The organism is Sphingobacterium multivorum (assembly GCF_900457465.1).
Taxonomy (GTDB): domain Bacteria; phylum Bacteroidota; class Bacteroidia; order Sphingobacteriales; family Sphingobacteriaceae; genus Sphingobacterium; species Sphingobacterium multivorum.
Genome location: NZ_UAUU01000005.1, coordinates 161,385 through 184,932, shown reverse-complemented (window position 1 = coordinate 184,932; position 23,548 = coordinate 161,385). Strand labels below are relative to the sequence as shown.

Below are 23,548 nucleotides of genomic sequence, written 5' to 3'. Positions count from 1 at the left end.
TTGCAAACAATCATGAAAAGATATATTAAACCGGTATTTGTTAGTTTAATGGCGGCTACATTATTTATGGAAAGTAGCTGTACCAAAGATTTTGATAAGATAAATACAGATCCAGTTGCTTACGGAAAAGAAAATTGGGATCCAAATTATACATTGAGCTCAGCACAATTGTTTTACACCGGAAGTTTTGATTTTGCATACGATACATGGCGTGGAAATCTGATTTATTCTTCCACAATGATGCAAGGTTTATCGACCGTAGTGAGTTATTGGGCTGGGGACAAATATATGCTGAATGAAAGTTATACCGCGGCTTATTGGGGGACGGGTACAGTAGGGGCCTATATTGAGCAGGTTCGTAATATTGTGGATGTGGTTGAGTTTACAAAAGACAAACCAAAATATGCAAATCTCCACAATGTCGCCCGTATTTGGAAAGCTTTAATTTTCGCAAGCTTAACTGATTTGTATGGCGATGTTCCCTATTCGGAGGCGGGACTGGGTTTTTATACCAAAGTTTATAAACCGAAGTATGACAAGCAGCAGGATATCTATACTGATTTGCTGAAGGAACTGGAAGCGGCTACTGCAGCGTTAAAGGATGATGGTGATAAAGTCACTGGGGATGTTATTTATAAAGGTGATATTGCCAAATGGCGTAAATTTGGTAATTCTCTACTGCTTCGCACAGCGATGCGTTTGGTTAAAGTAGACGAAGCTAAAGCGAAAGAGTATGTGCAGAAGGCTGCGGGCAAGACAATGGACAGTAATGCTGACAATGCATTTATTTTACATGATGAGTCTGGATCTCGGGTAACGCAAAATAGAAATAGCCAAGTTTTATTGGGTGATGGTGGTCAAGAGAATTATTATGTCAAATGGTCTAAAACATTTATTGACTATCTAAAAAGCAATAATGATCCGAGGTTACAAAAGGTAGCTGTCACAAAACTGTATTTATCGGAAAAGGATAAAGGACAGAACGGGAGTTTTATCACAGACCCAACCAAGCAAAAGGGGATGCCTAACGGTAAGGATTTGGGCTCAAATGCGCAGTATAACATCAGTAGCGATCCAAGTTACACGACCTTTGCGGAATATTCTTCGCCCAATCCTAATATGATCAAGCGGACTGGCGCGACATTTATTTTGACCTACGGTGAATCCGAATTGCTTTTAGCAGAGGCTGCCCAACGTTGGGGCATCGGTGGTAGTGCAAGCGACCATTATAAAAAAGGGGTGAAGGCAAGCATTACGTATCTGAATCAATATGATGGTTCCTTGGCAATAAGTGATGCAGATGCCGAGACTTACTTGGCAGCAAATCCATTTAATGCTGCTGATGCCTTAAAGCAGATTAATACTCAATACTGGCACATACCATAACGATGATGGACTTTTATGAAACTTGGAGCAACTGGCGTAGAAGTGGCTATCCAGCGTTAACTCCTGTGAATTATCCAGGCAATGCAACGTCGGGGACTATTCCAAGAAGATTCCCTTATCCTTCTACTGAAGCGGCTATCAATGGCGAAAACTACAGAGCAGCTTCGGCCGCAGTACCTGGCGGAGACAAGTTGTCTGGTCGAGTTTGGTGGGATAAATAATTACAATGGTTTGTTTTTGATTGAGGCTGAACTTTCGTAGTTTGGCCTCTTTAAACCTTTTATAAAATATGATAAACCTAAAAAATCAATTGCTGTTTGCGATCGCGACTTCCTGTCTTGTTTTTTCATGTAAAAATAATACTGAAAAAAAAGAAGTTGATGCGGTAAAATCAACTTCTTTGTCCGGTACCTATAAGCTTATTGAAAGCAAGACAATTAAAGGGAAGGATACGGTGACCGTTTTTACGGATACCAGTAAAACAGAGATGTTTAAAATGTTCAATGATGACCATTTTTCTTTCTTTAACCACGATAAGGAAAAAGGTAAAGGGAAAGAACCGCTATTTGTAGCCGGTGGCGGTACCTATTCTTTTGATGGTGTCAACTATCAAGAAAGACTACAATATTGTTCAATGCGGGATTGGGAAAGCAATAAGTTTGATTTTAAACTTACTTTAAAAGGAGATACCTTGATTCAAACCGGTGAGGAAAATTTACCTGAATTGGGGGTTAAACATACCATTGTGGAAACCTATTTAAAAGTCAAATAATCAATATTCTTATACCTGGAATTTTAACATCCCTCTTAAGTTTATTTTATTAATGCAGGCACTCAAGATTTCTTGAGTGTTTTTTTTGTTTGCTGGGAGGCCCTTTAAAAGGCTTTTATGCGATAATAGCATTATTTTAGAAAAAAAATAAAATTATATTGCAACATTTTCAACAGGGGCCCGACTACATAGTAGAAACATAAGAATTAACAGTATTAATTTTAGAACGTGCAAAATCAGCTTAGCGATAAGGAATTATTAGCGATGTGCCAAACGGGCAACGAGTCTGGCTTTGCGCAGCTCTATCATCGGTATGCAAAAAAGATTTTTAATTCTATTTATCGGGTTTTGTCGAATCAGGAAGAAAGTGAAGATATTTTACAGGAAACCTTTGTTGATTTTTTTGCAAGATCAGATAAATGGCATTTAGTGCTTAGTGTGGAGGCCTGGTTGAGAAGAATGGGGGTGAATAAGGCAATCTCATTATTACGGAAGAATAAGCAATATTTTACGCCGGTGGATGATCTGGAAATTCAGGATGATGGCGAAGACGAATTGCTGGAAAAAGAGTGGCGTGAATGTCGTTTGACAGATTTGGAAAATGTGATCGATCAACTGACCGGTGTACCTAAGATGGTGGTCAATCTTTATCTGTTTGAAAATATGAGCCATGATGAAGTTGCGGAAACATTGGGGATGACAGCAGTTGCTGTACGTAGCCAATACCACCGTGCTAAAAAGAAAATTTACGAACAATTGAAGGAAAGGTATAATTATGCGGGATAATTTAAAAGATTTTGTGAACGCTAATCGGGAGGCATTTGATCAGAGAGAACCTTCGGCTGACTTATGGAATAAAATTAGGCCACAAGTAGTCCCCACTGTTCAGGAAAGAAAGATTAAGCCTTTATGGAAATGGGCAAGTATTGCGGCAGCAGCATTGTTAGTTGGGACAGCAACCTTTATTGCTTTTGACCAACATCATGAATTAGCGGTAGAAAAACCTGTGGTTGCAGTACATCCGGTTACTGTTCAGAAAAGTACTGGAGATACAAATGTGGATCATCATGCTGGCCTGATGGATATTGTTTCTGATAGCCAAAAGAATTCAGCTCGGGTTAACGCAATAGCTGGTGTCGAAGGCAAAGGAAAACAATTGGCAAAAGTAAGCGTATCCGAAGCTGCTCATCACGAAAAGGAAGGGAGAATGGATTATGTTCAGATGCTTCAAGATTCCAGTTCTGCGAGTACGCGGTTAAGTGCTGTCTTGGCGATGAAAGATGGGGGAAGCTTAGATGGGAATAGTAGGGGAGCTTTAGAAAAGACTGCTGTATCAGATCAAAGCAGTAATGTACGCATGGCTGCAATTGAAACGGTATTAAATGGACTTAGTCCGGAAGAACGTCAACAAAAGGTTCAGGACTTTTTTGTGGAGCAAAATGATCCCACTTTACAAATGGAACTGATGCAAATGATGGCCCAACAGGCGGATCCGACGATGAAGGCGACGACAAAGGAAAAGTTAAATGAAATTGTCGAAGATCCCTTTACCCTGAAATTTGTGAAGGAGCAGGCCTATGCAGTATTATTAAATCAATAACGGAATATATTAAGTTGGAAGTCGGATTGTGTATGTTAATCAATGAAAAAGCTTAAAATGCATTATTTGACACATAATAAAGTAAAACTAAAACGAAATGAAAAAGATAAGGATAATGATGATTGGGGTCGCACTGATCTTTGCAAGCGCATTGCAGGCCCAGGTAAATGAAAATGTTGAAGGAGTTGCTGCGCCAAAACCTCCTAATCCTCCTAAAAAGGCTAGAGCGGTGTCAGGAGTTGTTGTCAGTAATAATCATAATTTTACCTACAGTTCTGCTGGATTCGGCCGTAAAAAGGGACCGAAAAACTGGAAAGAAATTAAAGTGCCCAACTTGGGGAATAAACTTTTACTAAAATTGGATAATGTTTATATTGAAGGTTATAAGGGAAACGATGTGCTGATTACAGCTAAGGTAGAGGAAAGTGAAGAAAATGACCGTGCAAAAGGCCTACGTGTGATCAATGGCTCGGGATTATCGGATAATTCAGGACTTGGAATGAACATCAAAACAGAAGGTGGAGTGACTGAAATAAGTATGGTTGGGATGCCCTTAGAAGATTCTATTCGTATCAAGATACCAATGGATTTACCTGTGACGATCAAAGGAGGGCGTGGGGCTATGTTTAATGCTGGCGTAATCGAATTAAAAGATATCCGGGCTGAGGTCGAAGTTGCTAGTACAATGGGGAATGTGAATTTATTGAACGTGACGGGGCCGATCAATGTCAAGGTTGCACAGGGAGATGTAACGGCCAAATTTGTTCAACCTGTTAAAGGACCGATTTCTTTGGTCGCAGCAATGGGGGCCGTAGATGTGGCCTTTCCAAAGAATTTTGGTGCTAATGTGGATGTGAAATCAGCCATGGGGAACATCTATGCAGCAGACGAGTTTCAGTTTGAGAAACAGTCTGAAGAGCCGAAGTCAACGCCAATGGGAAATGCGGTGAAAGGCAAAATGAATGGTGGTGGACAGGATGTTATCTTAAAAACATCCATGGGAGATATTTACATAAGAACACAGAAATAAAAAAAATAGCCTGTTAGAATAACAGGCTATTTTTTTAGTTCCATGCGGACGAGGTATTGATCATTCTCATCTTCATACAAAATTTGGACAACCCAGCCCATTTCGTGCGAAATTTTAATCAACAAATCCTGATCTAAGTAGAGCCATTTGAACAGGTTTCCTTTTTTGCCTTTGTATTCGTATTGATATTGAATTTCCCCAAAATAATGCGCTGGTTTTTTGATGTTATAATCTTTGTACAGATAACTGATATCTGAAGAGTCAAAAATCAGTTGGCCATTTTCAGTCAATAATTCTTTGCTATGCTGTAATAGTTTTCGAAAGCCATCTACGTCGCCAGCAAGGCCTATTCCGTTCATCAAAAGCAAAAGTGTATCGTATTTTTGGCCTTCGAATTTATAGAAATCTTCGCAGATAATATGTTGTACCCCGCGTTGTTGCATAATATGGCAGGCGGTCTGCGAGAGTTCCAGTGCATCTACTTCAAAACCTTTTTCTTGTAGATAAAGGCTATGGCTGCCAACTCCAGCTCCAACATCCAGTACACGTCCATCACATAAGGATAGACCAATAAATTCCAGTTCAGGGAAATCATCAGGTTCACGAAAGAAAATCTCGACCGGCATTTCGTCTCGGTCGCCATAACTCGTGTGGAGTACTAAAGGAAATTTTTCTTCTTGATGTACGAAATAATCATCTAAAGCTTCACCGTATACGTCTCTATGCATTGTCATCATCAATCATTAGTACTTTTTTTGCTATATATATGGAGTCTTCATCTCCCGTATGTTTCATGGGTTCGTCAGATAGTTTGATGACCGGGGTCCATTGATCATCTTCTGGCAAAGCGTCGGTCATCTTAATGACGATATTCATGGGTTTAAGACCGACATCATTGGTGAAATTGGTGCCAACGCCAAAGGAATGCAAGATTTTTCCCTCACAGTAGCTCGCGATTCTTTCGACTTTCTCATAGTCTAGGCCATCCGAGAATATAATTGTTTTGGAGAGGGGATCGATTCCATTCTTCTTATAATGTGCGATGACCTTATCTGTAAATTCAAGTGGATCTCCACTGTCGTGTCGGACTCCATCAAATAATTTGGTTAATTTTTTGTCAAACTGCTGAAAGAAGACTTCCGTCGTATAGGTGTCCGATAGTGCTATTCCGAGGTCACCCCGGTAGACATCAGACCAATGTTCAAGGCCAAGGAGATTCGCCATTTTATATCCGTATTTGGCAGCGTGGAACATAAACCATTCATGGGCATGTGTGCCGATTGGTTTCGTCTCATATTTCATTGCTAAATGTACATTGCTGGTGCCTATAAATGTTTTTTCGCCGTATTGCTTCAGTGTGCGAACGACCAAATCGTGGACTTCATAAGAATGACGTCTGCGCGTGCCAAAATCAGCAATTGTGATATTGAGTTTTTTATATTTTTCGATTTTATCTTTGGCGGTGGCGATCACAGCTGCATCCGAGGCACGTTGTAGACCTTGGGATTCATAAAAAAGTTCACAGATAAGCGACATTAATGGGACTTCCCAAAGAATAGTACGGTACCAATACCCTTCGATAATGACTTCAAGGTCGGGGCCATCCTGAAATATTTTGATTTCCTCGGGATCGTAGCGATAACCTTGAAGAAAATCGAAATAGGTTGGGTCTATATAAGGACATGTCTTGGCAAAGAAAGCCTTTTCTGCTTTTGTTAACTTCAAATTAGCCATCTCATGGACGGCCTCCCTCAGGAGTACATCAAAACCATCGGGAAATTTATGATGTCCCCGATTAATAAAATGATAACGTGCCTTGGCCTTTGGAAACAACTTGACCACGGCATGCTGCATGGTGAATTTGTAAAAGTCATTATCTAATATAGAGGTAAATGAAGCCATCTTTATCGATCTGTTTTTTGTTTGAAGCGGTAAATTTACTAATTAACGTGAAAATGTATGGATTGTTCATGATAAATATAAAAAGACATGCATATAAAAGGCGGGTAAAATTTTTCATTTTACCCGCCAAATGTGAATTATTATTTTATTCGGCTGTCATTATCTTGTTCTAGATCTTTCTGATCCTTGCGAAGAACGTCCAGAGTTACGTTCGCCTGAGCTTTCTGAAGACCTTGATCGAGATACTGAGGATGAATTGTCTGTATTTGATCTACTTCTTGTGTTTTCGTAGCTCCGATTTTGAGTTGGTTGTGCTACAGGTTGCGACACAGGTTGGCTCGAACGTGTTCTGCTGCCATCATAATTTCCATTTCGTTGCGGCGTTGTCGTAGGTTGCGCAACTCTTGGCGGCACAGCCTGATCGGAACCGTTCGCACTAGACCGCGAGCGTGAATTATAATCTGTGTTTCTATTGTAGTCTGTACTTCTGCCGTTGGTTACACCATTATTGTCAACGGAGCGATTTTGCCTGTCCCTAGTGGTAGATGTAGGGTTGTTATTGTTTGAAGCATCCGACTGGCGACTTGATCGCGTTCTAAAATCATAGTTATTCGAATTAGGTTGTGTACCATTCGTATTTCTATTTATAGTACCATTGTCTCCGGTTCGAGTATTATTAATTGAACTACGGCTTGAACCACCGCTGTTGGCATCATTACGAGACCTTACAGAAGCATTTCCACTGTTGTCAATATATAACTCACGATTTCCTGATCTCGAGTCGATGTTATCTCTGTTGGTTATGACACGATTGGTTCGATCTGAAATCTCACTATTGTTATTTCGTGTTCGGGTAGATGCATCCACGACATTTGTAGGACGTGCAGAAGATCTTGTATTACGGTCTACATTTGGACGGTACATACTGATTTCATTACTACGATTGCTGCTACTGCGGGCAGATCCAGGTCGATCGGCATTTGCGATTCTATTAACTGTTACGCTTCTTCCTGTCGAACGTTCGATGTCAGATCTTCGAGGGCCACCAACATAATAGTTGTTGTTAATTATCGTTGTATTGTTGATAATGGTGGTTCTGTTATAGATATTATTGTAATTTCTTCGATTAACATAATATCTATCCATATCCCTATTCATAAAGTGATTGACTCCCACAAATGTCCAAAAGTTCATTGGAATATTAACAGATACATTTATACTCATGCCCGGGCCCATTGGTGCCCAACCGTAGTAGTCGTTACTTTGACGCCAATTTACCCATGCTGGCCCCCATTCATAGTCAGGAACCCATCCCCATCCATAACGGTCATTGTAGTTCCAGCGACCATAGTGAAATGGAGCCCAACCCCAGTCATAGTTGGATACCCAGGTATTACCATAGTCGGTCATTGTCCAATAACCATTGGTTGCATAAGGCTGGAAGTTCGGGCCAACGTCCGGAATCCAGACATAACCATAATTGGGATCATTAACCCATTGTCCGTAAGGGGAGAGTTGATCATAGAACATCTGGAACGAAACTCCAGCATTGTTATAATTGTTATAACCATTATATCCACCCCGTTGGGCCATCGAAGTCGCGCAACTTGAAAAAGAAGCGATACCTATAAAACCAAGTACCCAATATTTTATGTTGCCTAAATTTTTCATGACTGTAATATTTAAAAGTGTGACAAAACTCTATTGTATTGTCTTTGTTATTATGACAGCATAACGTATAAAATAAGACCGTTGCAAAATAATGTTGATATTTTCTGATCGGTTATTTTTGCTTTTTTTTGCAGTTTTTTCCGATTTGGATTCGGAAATCTAGTTGCGTTTTCTTGAAAAATCCTCTTTTTGAGGCCTTTTCAACTGCTTAATTTGTGTTTTTTATTGCATTGGATACAAGTATCCCAGGTGATCTGTAAAGATTGTACGCCATGGCTTCCATTAGATTTTGTGTATGCATTTTGGCGATCCCCTTATACCTTGCACAGCTTGAGTTGAACCATCGCCGGATACTCCCGAAGGTCCGTTCAACTTTGAACCTGATCTTGCCGATCAGTTTGTTTCTTAACTTCTCTCTTTCGGTTAACGCTGTTCCTTTCTTTGCCTTATGCAAGATCCTGCTTTTTAGCTTTCCTGATTTGATCAATTCCTCATTTTTAGAGGAACGATATCCCTTGTCAGCATAGATATGGATGCCCTTTGGAAGGTCAGCCGAAGATATTACCTGTTGAAGATTGGCAATTTCATTTACATTTGCTGGAGTGGTTACCACGCCCAGAACCAGGCCTTCTGTATCGGTGACATAATGCTTTTTATAGCCATAACGTGTTTTCCCAGCCTTCTTTATCCAACGAGCTTCATGGTCAACACCCGGGCTCTCTTGTTGGATCAATAACTGTTCACTATTCTCTTTATCCAGCTCAGAATCTTCGCGAGGATGTTCACTACGGTCACTTTCGATCTCGTAAATAACTTTGCCTTTTGGTTTTAGCGGAGAATCAACAATACTGGCATCAACGATAGCTCCACGTTTTACCAATATTTTATGTTTATTCAACTGCTTGTTCAGCTCCTTGAATAGATTCTCATAAACACCCTTTTCTGTCAGCGAGCTGCGAAAACGGCTAATAACACTGTGATCGGGAACCGAATCGTCCAAACTGATGCCAACAAAGCGACTAAAGGAGATACTGTCGTTTATACGGTCTTCTACTTCGTAGTCACTCAGACCATACCAGGTCTGTAGAAGTGTCATTTTGAAGAGGACAAGACCAGAATAACTAGGGCGTCCCATTTTGCTTTCCCCTTTGTGGTAATGCTTGTTGATAATATTTGAAATCGGACGCCAATTTACCAATGTATTGATCTGATCGAAGAATTCCTGCTTGATTTTCCGTCTTTGAACCATGTAATCAACAAAGCTAACTTTTTCTGTCTTTTCCATACCTTAAATATAACGAAAATCAACAAGAAACAAATTAAAAACCTGAATATCAATAAAATAAAAACCAAACACTTTTGCAACGGTCTTAAAATGGTTTAATCGGTACACTGGAAATCTGATTTTTTTTATATAAAAGTCAAATTGATGATCTTTTTACATAAACGACAATTTTAGATACATATTTTTTATTTACCTTTACCGCTCGAATTGCTACGTGTTTGTTCAGCATAAGACGTGTTTTATGACACATTAATTTGAAATAGACATCATTTAAATGGCTAAAAAACTTCAGACTTTTTTTCTAGAATTCGCAAACATTCACCGTTTTTTGCTACGGTTTTGGCGCGAATTGGTAACTCCACCATATGAATTTAAAGAAATTGTCCGCCAGTGCTATGAAATAGGCTACAAATCTTTGCCTTTGATCAGTTTAACGGGGTTTATTGTTGGATTTGTCTTTACAAAACAATCGCGTCCTTCTTTGGAAGAATTCGGGGCGACTTCGATGTTGCCTTCGCTTATTTCGATTGCTATTGTTCGTGCTCTTGCACCGCTGGTGACAGCTTTAATAGCTTCGGGTAAAGTGGGCTCGCAAATCGGTGCGGAACTAAGTTCGATGAATGTCACGGAGCAAATCGATGCCATGGAAGTTTCGGGAACTAATCCATATAAGTATCTTATTGTAAGTAGAATATTAGCTACAACTATTGGGATTCCTGTACTATGTTTTTATGTAGCGGGTATAGGTCTTTTAGGCGGTTACCTAAGTATGATGAGTAAAGACGACTTAAGCTTTTTGAGTTTTTTTACGCAAGTATTTGAGACGATAGCATTTAAGGATTTAGGTGCTATGGTTTTGCGTGCGGTTATATTTGGTTTTACTATTGGAGCTGTAAGTTGTTATTGCGGTTATTTTTCTTCAAAGGGGACTGAAGGTGTGGGTAAGGCAGCCAATGCTGCCGTTGTAGCTTCGATGTTCCTTGTATTTATTGAGGAAATAATTATTGTTCAAGTTTTATCGTTCTTTGGATAGCGAGCTATGGAAAAGATTAAATCAACCATCGACCATTCGAAGCCGGTCATTGAAATTAGGGATGTTAGCAAGTCTTTCGGTGATAATCACGTCCTACGTGGTGTCAACCTGGATTTATATAAAGAAGAAAATCTCGTTGTGCTTGGACGTTCTGGAACGGGGAAATCAGTGTTGATCAAATTGATTTCTGGTTTATTAAGACCGGATGAGGGGACGATCAATGTTTTGGGAGAGTCAGTTCTTGAATTAAATGATCGCGAACTGCGTGAATTACGCTTAAAAATAGGGTTTTCTTTTCAGAATAGTGCGCTTTATGATAGTATGACTGTGCGCGAAAATTTGGAATTTCCATTGGTTCGAAATAAACGGAACTTAACACGTTCGGAGATCAACTACGCTGTAGAAGAGGTTTTGGATGGAGTAGGGCTTTCGCAAGCTATCAATCAGATGCCATCGGAGTTGTCGGGTGGACAACGTAAACGAATTGGTATTGCGCGCACACTGATTCTTAGACCTGAAATCATGATGTACGATGAACCAACAGCAGGACTAGATCCGATCACTTGTTTGGAGATTAATGGATTGATTAATGAGGTTCAGGAGAGGTATAAAACAGCATCAATTATTATTACGCATGATTTAGCTTGTGCGAAAGAGGTGGGAGACCGTATTGTAATGTTGTTGGATGGCAAGTTTGAAAGACAGGGGTCTTTTGAAGAGATTTTTGATACAGATGACGCACGTGTAAGAGCGTTTTATAATTATAATTTTATTCTATAATATACATGAGTAAGGCAGAAAATAAAAGAGCAATCATTGTCGGTATTTTTGTTTTTTTAGGCGTATTGATTCTTTTAGCTGGTATTTTTATTTTGGGTAGCCAGCAAAAGAAATTTACTAGAAATATCGAAATTACGACTTCATTTCCCGATGTCGCTGGATTGAAAGTGGGGAGTAATGTGTGGTTTTCTGGGGTTAAGGTAGGGATCATTAAGAATATACATTTTAAAAGCGTGCAGGATGTTGAGGTGGTATTGACAATCGAGGAGAAATCTGCTGAATATATTCGTAAAGATGCTGTAACAAAATTGGGCTCGGACGGTTTGATTGGTAACAAGATCGTAGTGATTTCTGGAGGGTCACAAAATGCGCCAACAGTGGAGACAGGTGATTTCTTGCGTTCGGCGAAGACTGCGGACATGGAAGCAATGATGGAAACATTGCAGGTAAATAATGAGAACTTAGCAAAGATTACGACTGACTTTGTAGAAATATCACGTGGATTGGCCGACGGAAAAGGAATGGTTGGAGCGATGTTGACCGATACTTCTATGGTTAATACATTGCGTGCTACATTATTGTCAATCAGTGCTGCAATGAATAATGCGAATAAAGCATCTGCTAATTTGGTTACCTTGACAAACTCTTTAAATAGCAATAAGGGCTTGATTCATGATTTAACGACTGATACCGCTATATTCTCTAACCTGCGTCAGTCTGCAGCGCAGTTGCAAGGAGTTTCTCAGACAGCAAATGCATTGATAAACAATTTGAATAATGCTTCAAGTCGATTGAATGATAAAGATAATGCGGTGGGTGTGTTATTGAATGACCCGGCATCGGCAAATCAAATTAAATCGGCAATCAATAATTTAAATTCGAGCACATCCAAACTGGACGAGAATATGGAGGCATTGCAGCATAATTTCTTGTTGCGTGGTTTCTTTAAAAAGAAGATGAAGGAGGATGCGAAAAAAGCTGAGTTGCTTAAAGCGGACACTGCAAAGTAAGTTGTGTTAAAAAAGAACATAAGGAAAGGCTGTACGCTTGCGTAGGGCCTTTTTTAATAAATAATAGCGTCATTATGGGATCCAACTCAACAGGTCTTAGCACTGTATAGTATTTGGATAACCCTTTTATATTTGAAAGAAATGAATCACAGCGAAATAACCGATAAAGACGTCATTTACGAAGACAATCATCTCATCGCTATAAATAAGAAAGCCGGGGATATTGTGCAGGTGGATGAAACAGGAGACCTATCTTTAGAAGATATGGTGAAAGTATATTTGAAAAAGAAATATGATAAGCCAAATGAAGCATTTGTTGGTGTTATTCATCGATTAGATAGACCTGTTAGTGGTATGATTTTGTTCGCCAAAACAAGCAAGGCGCTAGAGCGAATGAATAAATTTTTTCAGGATAGACATGTGAAAAAGACCTATTTGGCAATCGTTAGACAGCGTCCGCGAAAAACTGAGGGGAAACTTATCAATTGGTTGGTTCGGAATAGACAAACAAGGGTAACAAAGGCCTTTCCACGCGAGGTGAAAGGCGGAAGTTATGCCGAGTTGGATTATACATTGGTGGGTGAGTTGAATGGATTCTATTTGCTGCGCGTAGAGCCTTTAACAGGTCGTACACATCAGATTCGTGCGCAACTTGCAGCGATGGGATGTCCTATTGTTGGTGATAATAAGTATGGATATCCAAGAGGCAGTTCTTTGGGCAGTATTTGTTTACATTCTCGTTCATTGACCTTTACGCATCCAATAAAAAAGGATAAGATGGAATTGATCGCTTCTTTGCCGAAAGATGGCTTTTGGGATAAATTTGAATCTTTGGCACGCTAATCGTTAAAATTTCAGTACCTTTGTGCTATGAAATGGTTTAAATATTTACTCCTAATATTTACCTTAAGCTGCTCGGCTGTGTCTGTTTCGTACGGACAGTGTGCGATGTGTACATTGAACGCTGAGAATTCTACGAAGGAAGGAAATATGCAAGGAAGAGGTCTGAATGACGGTATTTTGTTTCTATTGGTAATACCTTATCTAGCCGCGGCGGGCCTTGGTTATTTATGGTATAAAAAATACCGCAAGAAGAACCCCGTAACAAAGAAATTTTTAAACGAAATAAAATAGATTCTTAATGCCCACATCCAAATTCCATGCAATGATACATTCCAAATGTCCGAAGTGTCATATTGGTAATGTATTTGTAGGAAAGGTATACAGTTTACATAAGCAGCATATGAATGATACTTGCCCTTATTGTGGTGTCAAGTACGAGGTTGAGCCGGGGTATTTCTATGCTGCCATGTATGTGAGTTATGCTTTGTCTGTCGCTGAGATTGTTACTGTATCTGTTGCTATCGCAATTTTGACAGGAAGCGAGTCTCCTTGGTCTTATCTGATTGGTCTAGCTGTAACCATTTTGGTCTTCGCACCTTTTAATTTTAGATATGCCCGTTTGATTTTACTTCATTTTTTAACGCCAAAAATCAGTTATGATCCGCGCTATGAATTGGCGGCAGAGATAGGTGAAAAGAATAATAAGAACTTTGAAGAAGATGGTAACGATATTAATGAAATAAAAAAATAAAAGAGCTCTACAGAGCTCTTTTATTTTTTTAGATACTTCATGGTACTGTCGAAAAGGAACACCTTGTCTTTATATACTTCCGAAATGAGTTGTTGTAATGGAATTAGATGCACTTGCTGAAAATCTGCTATATGGTCTTCTGTAGGGAGTATAACTTGAATGCAGTAGGTCATACCTTCGTGTGGAGACTGTAGCATTTCCAGAAAATGCACTTGAAATTTTTGGGATTGCACGATATTATCCTGAATCCATGAAACGACCTCTTGATGGATTGTTTCTTCTGCTATAACGGAGACATTGTATAAAAACATATGCAAAAATACGCTATTTTTCTGCGATAAAAAAGATTCTAAAGGACAGAACCGAGATAAGTTTGAATATTACATTTAATTACTATATCTTGTAAAAATAAGGTTGCATTTCATGCAATTCCGTATTTAATTGCAATATTTGGAATAAATGATAAGGATGTATTTGGGATTATGAGGATGAAATTTTGGATAGGTTTGTTTTTTTCTGCCATGATCATGTTGGGGTGTCAACGACATAGTGTTGATCTTATTCCAATAAATCAATTTTTTTCTACACCTGAAAAATCAAATTTTAAGATTTCTCCAAATGGTCGATTTATCGCTTACATTGGCTTAGATAATCATTGCAAAAATATCTATTTAATAGATTTGATCAATAAGGATAGTTCCAAACAGCTTACTTATCAAAATGATATTAATGTAAAATCCTTCGCTTGGAACAATGATTCAAAAATTTCCTTTTTGACGGAACAATCTTCGCAGGACAGTTTACGTTTATATGCTGTGGACATCAACACAGAAAAGATTTGGCCATTGATTAAACCGGTACGAGGTCGGTTTCGATGGATTCATGCTATGGCGACCGGAGGTGATAGTTTTATAGCGGGAATCAACGATAGAGACTCTTCTTTTTTTGACCTTTATCGTATCTATTTAGACGGGAGGCCTCGGGAATTGGTTTTACAGAATCCGGGAAATATGAGCTCCTGGGTTGTATCTAATGATGGGCAGGTACGATTGGCTGTGGCCAACGATTCTGTACAGCAATCTGTGCTCTATAGAAGTTCAGAAAAAGAACCATTTAAAGAGATTATACGATGTGATGTTGAAAGTAGTTTTACTCCACTGGGTTATAAGGATAGTTCAAATGCCATCATTTATGCTTTATCCAATATAGACAGGGATAAACTGGCCTTGGTAAGTTATGATTTAGTAAACCAAAAAGAGCTGGGCGAGCTATATAGTCATAAAGATGTTGACGTGAGCCCTGGGGGGTATTTCACTGAACAGAATAAGCTGTTATTTGTCAATTATAGCACATCAAGACAGAACAGACATTTTTTTGATGAGGCTACCAAAAAGAAATATGATCAATTGTCGAAGCAGATTGATGGCTTTGAGTTTCAGGTATTGAATACTGATATTTCGGGGAACAAGGTCATTATCAAAACCTATACGGACGTAAACCCGGGCGGGATTTATTTCTATGATTTTTCGACTCAAAAATTAACGAAGCTAACAGATAATAATTCCGATCTAAAAGACAAAGAACTTTCTCCAAATGAGTATATCACTTATACGGCGAGAGATGGCATTCAGATTTCGGGTTATTTAACTTATCCCATTCATTCCAATCGCAAAAATCTGCCTATGGTTGTATTGCCCCATGATGGACCTAACGGACGGGAGGTTTGGGGATTCGATAACGAAGCGCAGTTTTTGGCGAACAGGGGTTATTTGGTTTTTCAGATGAACTATAGGGGATCGACCGGTTTTGGTAAGAAGTTTTGGACTGCGGGATTTAAGGAATGGGGCGGGAAGATTCAGGATGATATTACTGATGGAGTAAAATGGTTGATTAAAGAAGGAATTGCTGATCGGGAACGTGTCGCTATTGTAGGGAAAGGTTTCGGAGGCTATTCGGCGCTACACGCTGCTTGTTTTAATTCTGATCTTTATAAATGTGCCGTGTCTTATTCCGGCTATACCAATCTGTTCACTTACTTTAGAGATATACCGCCATATTTTAAATCGTATGTGCAGAAAATGTATCAAGTAGTTGGGAATCCGATTCGGGAGGCTGAGCTATTTAAAAATATTTCACCTGTATTTCATTCGGATAAAGTAAAGATACCGGTGCTATTGGTACAGGGAGGAAAGGATCGGTTTAGTTCGGTAACAGATGCAAATCAATTTGTACAGAAATTAAAGAATAATAATATTCCCGTACAATACATCCTAAAAGAGGACGAGGATAGAACTTTTAAACGGGACGAGAATGTCTTTGGTTACTATAATGAGTTGGAGCGATTTTTGGCGAAATATCTTGTAGACTAAGGGCGGGAGATTATGAAAGCAGAGAAATATAGCTATCGAAAAAATTACGGATTATTGTTGATGTTTTTCATCGTGATTAGTGGTCTGTATATATTTGCCCTTTTTCTTTCGCGTAATTATACAGAATCGCATATTAAGAACGAATTTACCAATCGGAAATCGGAGATATTTGATCAAACCTTAGTCCCTTTCAATGATTTTTTTCAGAATAGAATTCCTGAAGTATCTTTTTATCAAGGTTTTTTGGATTCAGTCCAGGCGGGAAAATATGCATATAGTATATTAAGTTCCTACCCATTCGTTAGAGAAATTGGTTTTTTTGATTTACAATTTAATAATGATCATAACTTGAACTATGGTTTTATTGTTAATAACCTTAGAATTCAACCGAAAACCATTACTTTTTTTACCGTTTCCAGGTCTGGCCTGAATAAAAATACGATTCGGGATCGAGGGCAGATGGGCTTGCATTCCGAAGAGATTAATAATATTGGTGTGAAGCTGGCAACTTATATCGATAAATTGCAACCGAATGCCAAGCTTTCTGATAAGGATATTCTGAAGGTTTTTTATACCATAAGACCTGGACAGATTACCTATCTGAATATTCCAAGGGTCAACGACTTAATAGTCTATAAGTCTATTATGGAAGGTAATTTGGATCATACTGTCGGATATGAACAGGATATGTTCAATTTTCAGATTGATCCAATGTATCTGGAAGTAAAAAATAGTTATTCAAATCTTTATGAGAAAGTAGAAATAGTGCCACTGGTTGGTGCTCCGATCACGCCGGAAAATGACGAGATTTCAACGGAGATGCCGTTACCTGGAGCCTTAGCAGACTACAAACTTCTTTTTAGGTCGAGTAAAAGTTTTCTGTCAAAAGAGATAAATCGCAGTTTTTGGCCGGTATTGGGAGGGGTATCCCTGATTTATATTATTTTGATTGCAATATTATATTTAATTTATAGAAATTTAGAAATTAACGGAAGACTTTTTAAATTGCAGTACGATTTCATCAATAATCTTACCCACGAGTTTAAGACGCCTGTGAGTGTTATTAAAATTGCTGGAAATAATATTAAGAGTGCGCAGGTACTCTCTGATGAAGAGCGGAAAATGTATGGAAATATATTAGATCAGGAGGCAGACCGATTAAATAACTTGATGAATAAGCTGTTGTCTTTTAGTCAGATCGAAAATAAAACCATAAAATTAAATAAAGAAGAAGTTGATTTGGAGGAATTTACCGAAAATCTAGTAGCTTCGTCAAGAATAAAATATGCGGATTTCAAGATTAGCACAAAAATTGATGTAAGGACATCAATGCTTGCAGATCCGGTACTGTTAAGTAGTGTGTTTCAAAATATGATCGATAATGCCTATAAATATTCGAAAGCGGGGCATAAAATCTTAGATATTGCGATACAACAAAACAAGAAGAATTTTGTTATCACTTTTAAGGATGAAGGAATAGGTATTGAGAAGGCAGAGTTTAACAACATCTTCAAAAAGTTTTATAGAATAAAAAGTCAATATAATCAGCAAGGAAGTATCGGTTTGGGCTTGGCTTTCTGTAAAGAGATTACCGAATTTATAGGCGGTGATATTACAGTAAAAAGTCAATTGGGACAGGGGACCACCTTTACCTTGGTATTTCCGGTTTAAAAAATAAATTTAAATATGAATAAAGACATCACTGTTGCTGTTATTGAAGATGATGAGAACTTACGGTTCTTGGTAAAACATCGATTGGAATCCGAAGGCTATCAGGTCATTCAGAGTGGAAATGGGAATGAAGCGGAAAGTTTGATCTTGGAAAAGAGACCCGATGTGGTTTTGTTGGATTGGATGCTTCCAGGAAAAGAAGGCAACGAAATCTGTGAAGATGTCCGTAAAGCCGGGTTTGAGAATATCATTATCATGATGACAGCGAAGTCTCAAGATGTGGACAAAATTGAAGCCTATAGCTTTGGTGTGACTGATTACATTAGTAAGCCATTCAATATGGATGTGCTTATTGCTATGATCGATAATAAGGTGAAATTTTTCTTACCTAAGAACAGTCCCGAAGTATATAAATTTGGGCAAACGGAACATCATCCGAATATTCATTCCTTAATACGTGACGGAAGGAAAGTTGAGTTGACCATTTTGGAAAACCGAATTTTGCTTCATTTTTTACAAAACTTAGGCCGGGAGATTACACGCGAGGAGTTAATGGAGGTTGTCTGGGGTTATAGCTCCAATGTCAACACACGTACTTTGGATATGCATGTGGTTCGTTTAAGGAAAAAGATCGAAACAAATCCAGATAAGCCACATTATCTACAAACAGTTCGGGGGCTGGGGTATAAATTTGTTGATGAGGAAGAGATTTAATTTTATTTAACGGGTAAGAATTTGTTTTGTTGAAAACAATTATTATCTTCGTATAGATTCAAAGCAAGACCATGTTTCCTGACGAGGGAAATATGGTCTTGTTTCTTTTTTAAAAAGTAGAAAATAAGAAAAAAGATAAAATTATGGCAGAAGTAACTTATTTTACGGAAGAAGGATTGCGTAAGCTTAAAGAAGAATTGGCTTATCTGAAGACGGAAGGAAGGTCTAAAATTGCCAATGCTATTGCAGAGGCTAGAGACAAAGGAGATTTGTCAGAAAATGCAGAGTATGATGCAGCTAAAGAAGCTCAGGGGCTTCACGAAGCTAAAATTGCCAATTTGGAGAATACATTGGCGACTGCACGTTTAATTGATGAGTCCAAATTGGATACATCTAAAGTTTTGGCCTTATCGATTGTTAAGATCAAGAACAAAAAGAATGGTGCTGAAATGACTTATCAATTGGTGGCGGAGTCAGAAGCAGATTTGAAGTCGGGCAAGATTTCAGTTAAATCTCCTATTGCCCAGGGTTTGTTGGGAAAATCGAAAGGTGATACAGCTGTTATTGAAGTGCCTGCCGGTAAAATTGAATTCGAGATCGTAGAGATTTCAAGATAATATATGTCGGTTATGTGCGGTATGCCATAACCGCACATCCACAAATTAACTTTATATTAAGAAGGTCGTGATATAGTAATCGCGACCTTTTTTGTTTATATTTGTTGGCAGTAGAAAAACAGGGTGTGATAAAATCTGCAGTTAAATTTTTAATTGCTAACATACCGAAGGCTTTGCATTTTAAAGTCTGTTTTTTGCTAATTATTGTTTAAAAGATTTATTCCAAGATTAGAATAATATGTCGACAATTTTTTCAAAAATCGTTGCTGGGGAGATCCCAGCTTACAAAGTTGCAGAAAGTAATGATTTTCTAGCTTTTTTGGATATCAGTCCATTGGCTAAGGGGCACGTTCTTGTGATCCCTAAGAAAGAGACCGATTACATTTTTGATATAGAAGATGATGAATATATGGCGCTTTGGGTCTTTGCTAAGATTGTTGCTCAAGGTATTAAAAAGGTAATTCCCTGTGTAAAAGTTGGTGTTGCAGTTGTTGGTTTAGAAGTGGCTCACGCACATATACATTTGGTGCCTATTAATAAAATTAGTGATTTAAACTTTGCTGGACCTAAATTGAGCTTGGCAGAGGACGAACTTCATGAAATTGCGACTACTATTCGCGAGTCTATCGTCAGTATAACTGCTCAAAATCAATAATTAGAAAGGATTATATTACACTTGATTTACGTTCGTTTTTTAGAAGAATGCTATATTTGTACCTTGTCGTTTCAAATTTGTACAGAGATAAGCGTGGAAGTTGTTCTAAAAAAGGAACGCAACATTGATTTTTACTAAAGGTTATGCATGAACTCTTGTTGTCATTTCAACAATTATTAAACCCGGAGGAGCTATTGAGTTCAGGAGGGTTTTATCTGGTTATCTTAATTGTATTTGCTGAGACGGGCCTATTTTTTGGATTTTTTCTACCTGGGGATTATTTATTATTTCTTGCAGGATTATTTTGCGCGCTAAATAAAATTGACGTTAATATATACACGCTTTGTTTGGGCTTGTTTATAGCGGGAGTGTTAGGGAATTTTACAGGGTATTGGTTTGGTTATCGAGCGGGGCCGATGCTGTTTAAGCGAAAAGATAGTTTCATCTTTAAGCGAAAATATGTGGTCATGGCCGAAGAATTTTACCATAAATATGGTGGAACTGCTTTAATTATAGGAAGATTTGTTCCAATAGTTCGTACTTTTGCACCTATCTTTGCAGGTGTTGTAAAATTAGATTTTAAGAAGTTCGTTCTGTATAATGTTGCCGGAGCTGCCATTTGGGTACTTGTATTGACCCTGTCTGGATATTTCCTTGGTATTGAGTTCCCTTGGATTATACATTATGTAGAATATGTTGTCGTTGGTATGATTGTGATCGCATTTTTACCAATTGCAATAACGTTGTTAAAAAAGCGTATAAAAGATAAAAGAAACAAACAAAATATACAGTAAAATAAAAAATGAGTAAACAAAACCCTTGGCACATGGTTTCTCCAGGTGAGAATGTTCCAAATGCCGTAAATGCTATCATTGAGATTACAAACGGATCCAAAGGAAAGTATGAATTAGACAAAGAAACTGGTTTGTTGCTTTTGGACAGAGTAATGAGTTCATCTGTCGTTTATCCTGCCAATTATGGTTTTATCCCACAGACTTATTGCGATGACAAAGATCCTTTGGATATTTTGGTCATTTGTTCAGTGGATATTTTACCATTAACATTGGTTGAAGCACAGGTCATTGGTGTGATGAATATGGTTGATGGTGGAGAACAAGATGATAAAATTATTGCGGTAGCTAAAAATGATCCCGTTTTTAATTACATTAAAGATATTGATCAGTTACCTCCGCATACCATGAAGGAGATTGTACAGTTCTTTGAGAGTTATAAAGCACTTGAAAAGAAGCATGTCATTGTTGAGGGTGTAAAAGGACGTGAAGAAGCACAAAGAATCTTGATCGAGGCTATCGATTTGTACAAAAAAGAATTTGTTAACAAATAACCCCAAGCATGGCGCTCGATATATTTTGGACATTGTTTTTAGTATTGGCCAACGGCTTTTTTGTCGCGGCAGAATTTGCTATTGTCAAGGTCCGAGTCTCCCAAATTGAAGTTCAGGCAAAAACAGGTAGCAAAGTTGCTACAATAGCCAAAAGTATAACGGAGCATTTGGATGGTTATTTGGCCGCTACACAATTGGGTATTACACTTTCTTCACTGGCCTTAGGTTGGGTAGGAGAGGCTGTAATGACCCAAATTGTGCAGGGGGTACTAGGTTTTTTCGGTGTTGAATTGACAGGTACAATCGCGACGAATGCAGGTCATATATTGGCTTTTACGATTATTACCGTGTTACACATTGTATTTGGAGAGCTCGCTCCTAAATCAATTGCGATTCAAAAACCTGTTGCAACAACAATGAAAATTGCGGTTCCACTGCAATTTTTCTACTTTATCTTTAGACCATTTATTTGGATTTTAAATGGTTTCGCTAATTTTCTGTTGAAGATTTTAGGATTTGAAGTTACTAAAGGGGAATCTGCGCACTCTTCTGAAGAGTTGCAATATCTTTTGGATAAAGGTAAAGAGTCTGGTGCTTTGGATATTTCTGAGCACGAGTTGATCAAAAATGTATTTGATTTTAACGAACGTATCGTTAAGAATATTATGGTACCTCGTACCAAAATTGTGGCTGTGGAGGTCACGGCTGATGCCTCTGAGCTGATAGAAACCATGACTGAAGAAGGGTACTCTCGTCTGCCAATTTATGAGGATAATATTGATCAAATCGTTGGTATTGTCCATACGAAAGATATTTTACCCCTCTTAGCTAAAGGAAAAGAGGTTGTCATGAGAAATATCATGCGCAAACCTTATTTCATTCCTGAGACGAAGAAGATCAATGATCTAATGGCTGAGTTCCAGCAAAAGCGTCTACAGTTAGCGATTGTATTGGATGAATTTGGTGGAACTGCGGGTATGGTTACCCTGGAAGATATTGTTGAGGAACTTGTTGGTGAGATTCAGGATGAATACGATGAGGAAACTCCAGTTGTCGAACGTATCTCGGAAACGGAATATATGGTCGATGCAGGCGCTAGTATTCATGATGTGAATGAATTTCTCCCGATAGAATTACCCGAGAGTCAGGATTACGATACGATGTCCGGTCTGGTGAGCGAAATCTTTGATAAGATTCCTGAAGTCGGTGAGCGTAAAGAAGAATATGGTTACGTATTCACTATTATCCGTAAGGCCCAGCAGAACATAGAGTTTGTCAAATTGGAATTGGTCGAATCGGCCGATGATGATACAGAAGAATAAAACAATAACGAAAGCACATGCAGTTATTTTTTACACCGGATTTAAACCCTTCATTAGAAAATTTTATCCTTAGTGAAGAAGAAAGTAAACATGCTATTCGTGTGCTTCGTATGGATACTGGTGATCGTTTACATCTCATAGACGGTCGCGGTGGTTTGTACGAAGCTCAAATTATTGACCCTCACCCCAAACGTACTGTTATCACGATCTTAAATGTTGAGGAGGAGTTTCAGCGGCCAAAATATCATTTGCATATTGCTGTTGGTCCAACGAAGAATATTGATCGCATCGAATGGTTTTTGGAAAAGGCGACTGAGGTTGGAATTCAAGAAATAACTCCAGTTATCTGTGAGCATTCTGAGCGAAAAGAGGTGAAATTAGATCGTCTAAATAAGGTGGTTGTTGCAGCGATGAAACAATCGTTGAAAGCCTATCTTCCGAAGCTAAATCCAGCAGTATCGTTTAAACAGTTTTTGAGGGAAATCCCAAAAGAAGGTGTTCAAAAGGCAATTGCACACTGTGTTGACGCTGAAAAGAAGTATTTAAACCAGGTTTTGGAGCCAGACCAGCATTATATTATCCTCATTGGTCCGGAAGGAGATTTCTCTGAAGAGGAAATTGATTTGGCACTACAGATGGGGTTTCATCCGATTTCGTTGGGAGAAGCGCGTTTAAGAACCGAAACGGCTGCTTTAGCAGCTTGTATGGAAGTTTCCCTGCTGAATAGAGGATAGGGGATAAAAGACGGACCCTGGCCCACTAAATGGGCTGTGAGAGATCTGCAAAGCCCAT

26 protein-coding genes are annotated in these 23,548 nt (G+C 38.5%); 21 read left to right on the top strand and 5 right to left on the bottom strand.

Annotated elements, in window-relative coordinates; genetic code table 11:
* Window positions 1-12 precede the first annotated feature (12 nt).
* The 6 genes from DTA23_RS07270 (at window position 13) to DTA23_RS07250 (ending at window position 4,788) form a co-directional block, all read left to right on the top strand.
* Window positions 13-1,386 carry a SusD/RagB family nutrient-binding outer membrane lipoprotein gene (locus DTA23_RS07270; protein WP_256603043.1) on the top strand — a complete coding sequence of 458 codons (1,374 nt, stop codon included), beginning with the start codon at window positions 13-15 and terminating at the stop codon, window positions 1,384-1,386.
* Between the two features lie 2 nt (window positions 1,387-1,388).
* Window positions 1,389-1,607: a SusD/RagB family nutrient-binding outer membrane lipoprotein gene (locus DTA23_RS28680; protein ID WP_256603042.1), complete on the top strand. Its 219-nt coding sequence runs from the start codon at window positions 1,389-1,391 to the stop codon at window positions 1,605-1,607.
* Between the two features lie 68 nt (window positions 1,608-1,675).
* Entirely contained in the window at window positions 1,676-2,158 is a 483-nt protein-coding gene (locus tag DTA23_RS07265; RefSeq protein WP_070567337.1) for a hypothetical protein, read from the top strand.
* A gap of 228 nt (window positions 2,159-2,386) precedes the next feature.
* Entirely contained in the window at window positions 2,387-2,944 is a 558-nt protein-coding gene (locus DTA23_RS07260; protein WP_046674226.1) for an RNA polymerase sigma factor, read from the top strand.
* Window positions 2,934-3,758: a hypothetical protein gene (locus DTA23_RS07255; RefSeq protein ID WP_070567335.1), complete on the top strand. Its 825-nt coding sequence runs from the start codon at window positions 2,934-2,936 to the stop codon at window positions 3,756-3,758. The genes DTA23_RS07260 and DTA23_RS07255 overlap by 11 nt, the downstream gene beginning before the upstream one ends.
* A 97-nt stretch (window positions 3,759-3,855) precedes the next feature.
* Window positions 3,856-4,788: a DUF4097 family beta strand repeat-containing protein gene (locus DTA23_RS07250; protein WP_112374259.1), complete on the top strand. Its 933-nt coding sequence runs from the start codon at window positions 3,856-3,858 to the stop codon at window positions 4,786-4,788.
* Window positions 4,789-4,814: 26 nt separating this feature from the next.
* Here the strand turns inward: DTA23_RS07250 and DTA23_RS07245 are convergent, their stop codons facing one another.
* From DTA23_RS07245 to DTA23_RS07230, 4 genes are all read right to left on the bottom strand, one after another.
* Window positions 4,815-5,525 (bottom strand): class I SAM-dependent methyltransferase, encoded by a 711-nt coding sequence (locus DTA23_RS07245; RefSeq protein ID WP_256603040.1) that lies wholly within the window; start codon window positions 5,523-5,525, stop codon window positions 4,815-4,817.
* A complete protein-coding gene (gene pncB / locus DTA23_RS07240; RefSeq protein WP_070567330.1) occupies window positions 5,509-6,690 on the bottom strand; it encodes a nicotinate phosphoribosyltransferase in 1,182 nt (393 codons plus the stop codon). The genes DTA23_RS07245 and pncB overlap by 17 nt, the downstream gene beginning before the upstream one ends.
* 159 nt (window positions 6,691-6,849) lie before the next feature.
* Window positions 6,850-8,361: a DUF6600 domain-containing protein gene (locus tag DTA23_RS07235; RefSeq protein ID WP_112374258.1), complete on the bottom strand. Its 1,512-nt coding sequence runs from the start codon at window positions 8,359-8,361 to the stop codon at window positions 6,850-6,852.
* Between the two features lie 208 nt (window positions 8,362-8,569).
* Complete coding sequence (locus tag DTA23_RS07230; protein ID WP_112374319.1) at window positions 8,570-9,592, bottom strand: IS5 family transposase; 1,023 nt, start codon at window positions 9,590-9,592, stop codon at window positions 8,570-8,572.
* Between the two features lie 328 nt (window positions 9,593-9,920).
* Here DTA23_RS07230 and DTA23_RS07225 point away from each other — a divergent pair, with 328 nt between their 5' ends.
* From DTA23_RS07225 to DTA23_RS07200, 6 genes are all read left to right on the top strand, one after another.
* The gene (locus tag DTA23_RS07225; RefSeq protein ID WP_075991659.1) at window positions 9,921-10,679 is read left to right on the top strand and encodes an MlaE family ABC transporter permease; all 759 of its coding nucleotides are present in this window, start codon (window positions 9,921-9,923) and stop codon (window positions 10,677-10,679) included.
* A 6-nt stretch (window positions 10,680-10,685) separates the two neighbouring features.
* Window positions 10,686-11,459: an ABC transporter ATP-binding protein gene (locus DTA23_RS07220; protein WP_075991660.1), complete on the top strand. Its 774-nt coding sequence runs from the start codon at window positions 10,686-10,688 to the stop codon at window positions 11,457-11,459.
* A 5-nt stretch (window positions 11,460-11,464) separates the two neighbouring features.
* On the top strand, window positions 11,465-12,469 hold the full coding sequence (locus DTA23_RS07215; RefSeq protein ID WP_070567326.1) for an MlaD family protein: 1,005 nt from the start codon (window positions 11,465-11,467) through the stop codon (window positions 12,467-12,469).
* Between the two features lie 141 nt (window positions 12,470-12,610).
* On the top strand, window positions 12,611-13,312 hold the full coding sequence (locus tag DTA23_RS07210) for an RluA family pseudouridine synthase (protein WP_070567324.1): 702 nt from the start codon (window positions 12,611-12,613) through the stop codon (window positions 13,310-13,312).
* A gap of 27 nt (window positions 13,313-13,339) precedes the next feature.
* Window positions 13,340-13,603 (top strand): hypothetical protein, encoded by a 264-nt coding sequence (locus DTA23_RS07205; RefSeq protein ID WP_070567322.1) that lies wholly within the window; start codon window positions 13,340-13,342, stop codon window positions 13,601-13,603.
* 109 nt (window positions 13,604-13,712) lie between these two features.
* The gene (locus DTA23_RS07200) at window positions 13,713-14,063 is read left to right on the top strand and encodes a DUF983 domain-containing protein (RefSeq protein WP_232475712.1); all 351 of its coding nucleotides are present in this window, start codon (window positions 13,713-13,715) and stop codon (window positions 14,061-14,063) included.
* Between the two features lie 20 nt (window positions 14,064-14,083).
* On the opposite strand, the gene DTA23_RS07195 is transcribed toward DTA23_RS07200, so the two are convergent.
* Entirely contained in the window at window positions 14,084-14,374 is a 291-nt protein-coding gene (locus tag DTA23_RS07195) for a DUF4286 family protein (RefSeq protein ID WP_070567317.1), read from the bottom strand.
* Between the two features lie 177 nt (window positions 14,375-14,551).
* Between DTA23_RS07195 and DTA23_RS07190 the strand changes: the two genes are divergently transcribed.
* The 9 genes from DTA23_RS07190 to DTA23_RS07150 all read left to right on the top strand — a co-directional run bounded on the left by DTA23_RS07190 (window position 14,552) and on the right by DTA23_RS07150 (window position 23,490).
* Window positions 14,552-16,432, top strand: a complete 1,881-nt coding sequence (locus tag DTA23_RS07190; protein WP_112374257.1) for an alpha/beta hydrolase family protein — start codon at window positions 14,552-14,554, stop codon at window positions 16,430-16,432.
* 12 nt (window positions 16,433-16,444) lie between these two features.
* Window positions 16,445-18,103: a sensor histidine kinase gene (locus tag DTA23_RS07185; protein WP_088160664.1), complete on the top strand. Its 1,659-nt coding sequence runs from the start codon at window positions 16,445-16,447 to the stop codon at window positions 18,101-18,103.
* Between the two features lie 15 nt (window positions 18,104-18,118).
* Window positions 18,119-18,817 (top strand): response regulator transcription factor, encoded by a 699-nt coding sequence (locus DTA23_RS07180; RefSeq protein WP_046674214.1) that lies wholly within the window; start codon window positions 18,119-18,121, stop codon window positions 18,815-18,817.
* A gap of 143 nt (window positions 18,818-18,960) precedes the next feature.
* Window positions 18,961-19,434 carry a transcription elongation factor GreA gene (greA, locus tag DTA23_RS07175; protein WP_046674213.1) on the top strand — a complete coding sequence of 158 codons (474 nt, stop codon included), beginning with the start codon at window positions 18,961-18,963 and terminating at the stop codon, window positions 19,432-19,434.
* Between the two features lie 238 nt (window positions 19,435-19,672).
* Entirely contained in the window at window positions 19,673-20,089 is a 417-nt protein-coding gene (locus DTA23_RS07170) for an HIT family protein (RefSeq protein WP_075991665.1), read from the top strand.
* 143 nt (window positions 20,090-20,232) lie between these two features.
* Window positions 20,233-20,883: a DedA family protein gene (locus tag DTA23_RS07165; protein WP_075991666.1), complete on the top strand. Its 651-nt coding sequence runs from the start codon at window positions 20,233-20,235 to the stop codon at window positions 20,881-20,883.
* 8 nt (window positions 20,884-20,891) lie between these two features.
* Window positions 20,892-21,434 (top strand): inorganic diphosphatase, encoded by a 543-nt coding sequence (locus DTA23_RS07160; RefSeq protein ID WP_075991667.1) that lies wholly within the window; start codon window positions 20,892-20,894, stop codon window positions 21,432-21,434.
* An 8-nt stretch (window positions 21,435-21,442) separates the two neighbouring features.
* Entirely contained in the window at window positions 21,443-22,756 is a 1,314-nt protein-coding gene (locus DTA23_RS07155) for a hemolysin family protein (RefSeq protein ID WP_088160665.1), read from the top strand.
* 17 nt (window positions 22,757-22,773) lie between these two features.
* On the top strand, window positions 22,774-23,490 hold the full coding sequence (locus tag DTA23_RS07150; RefSeq protein WP_112374256.1) for a 16S rRNA (uracil(1498)-N(3))-methyltransferase: 717 nt from the start codon (window positions 22,774-22,776) through the stop codon (window positions 23,488-23,490).
* Window positions 23,491-23,548 lie beyond the last annotated feature (58 nt).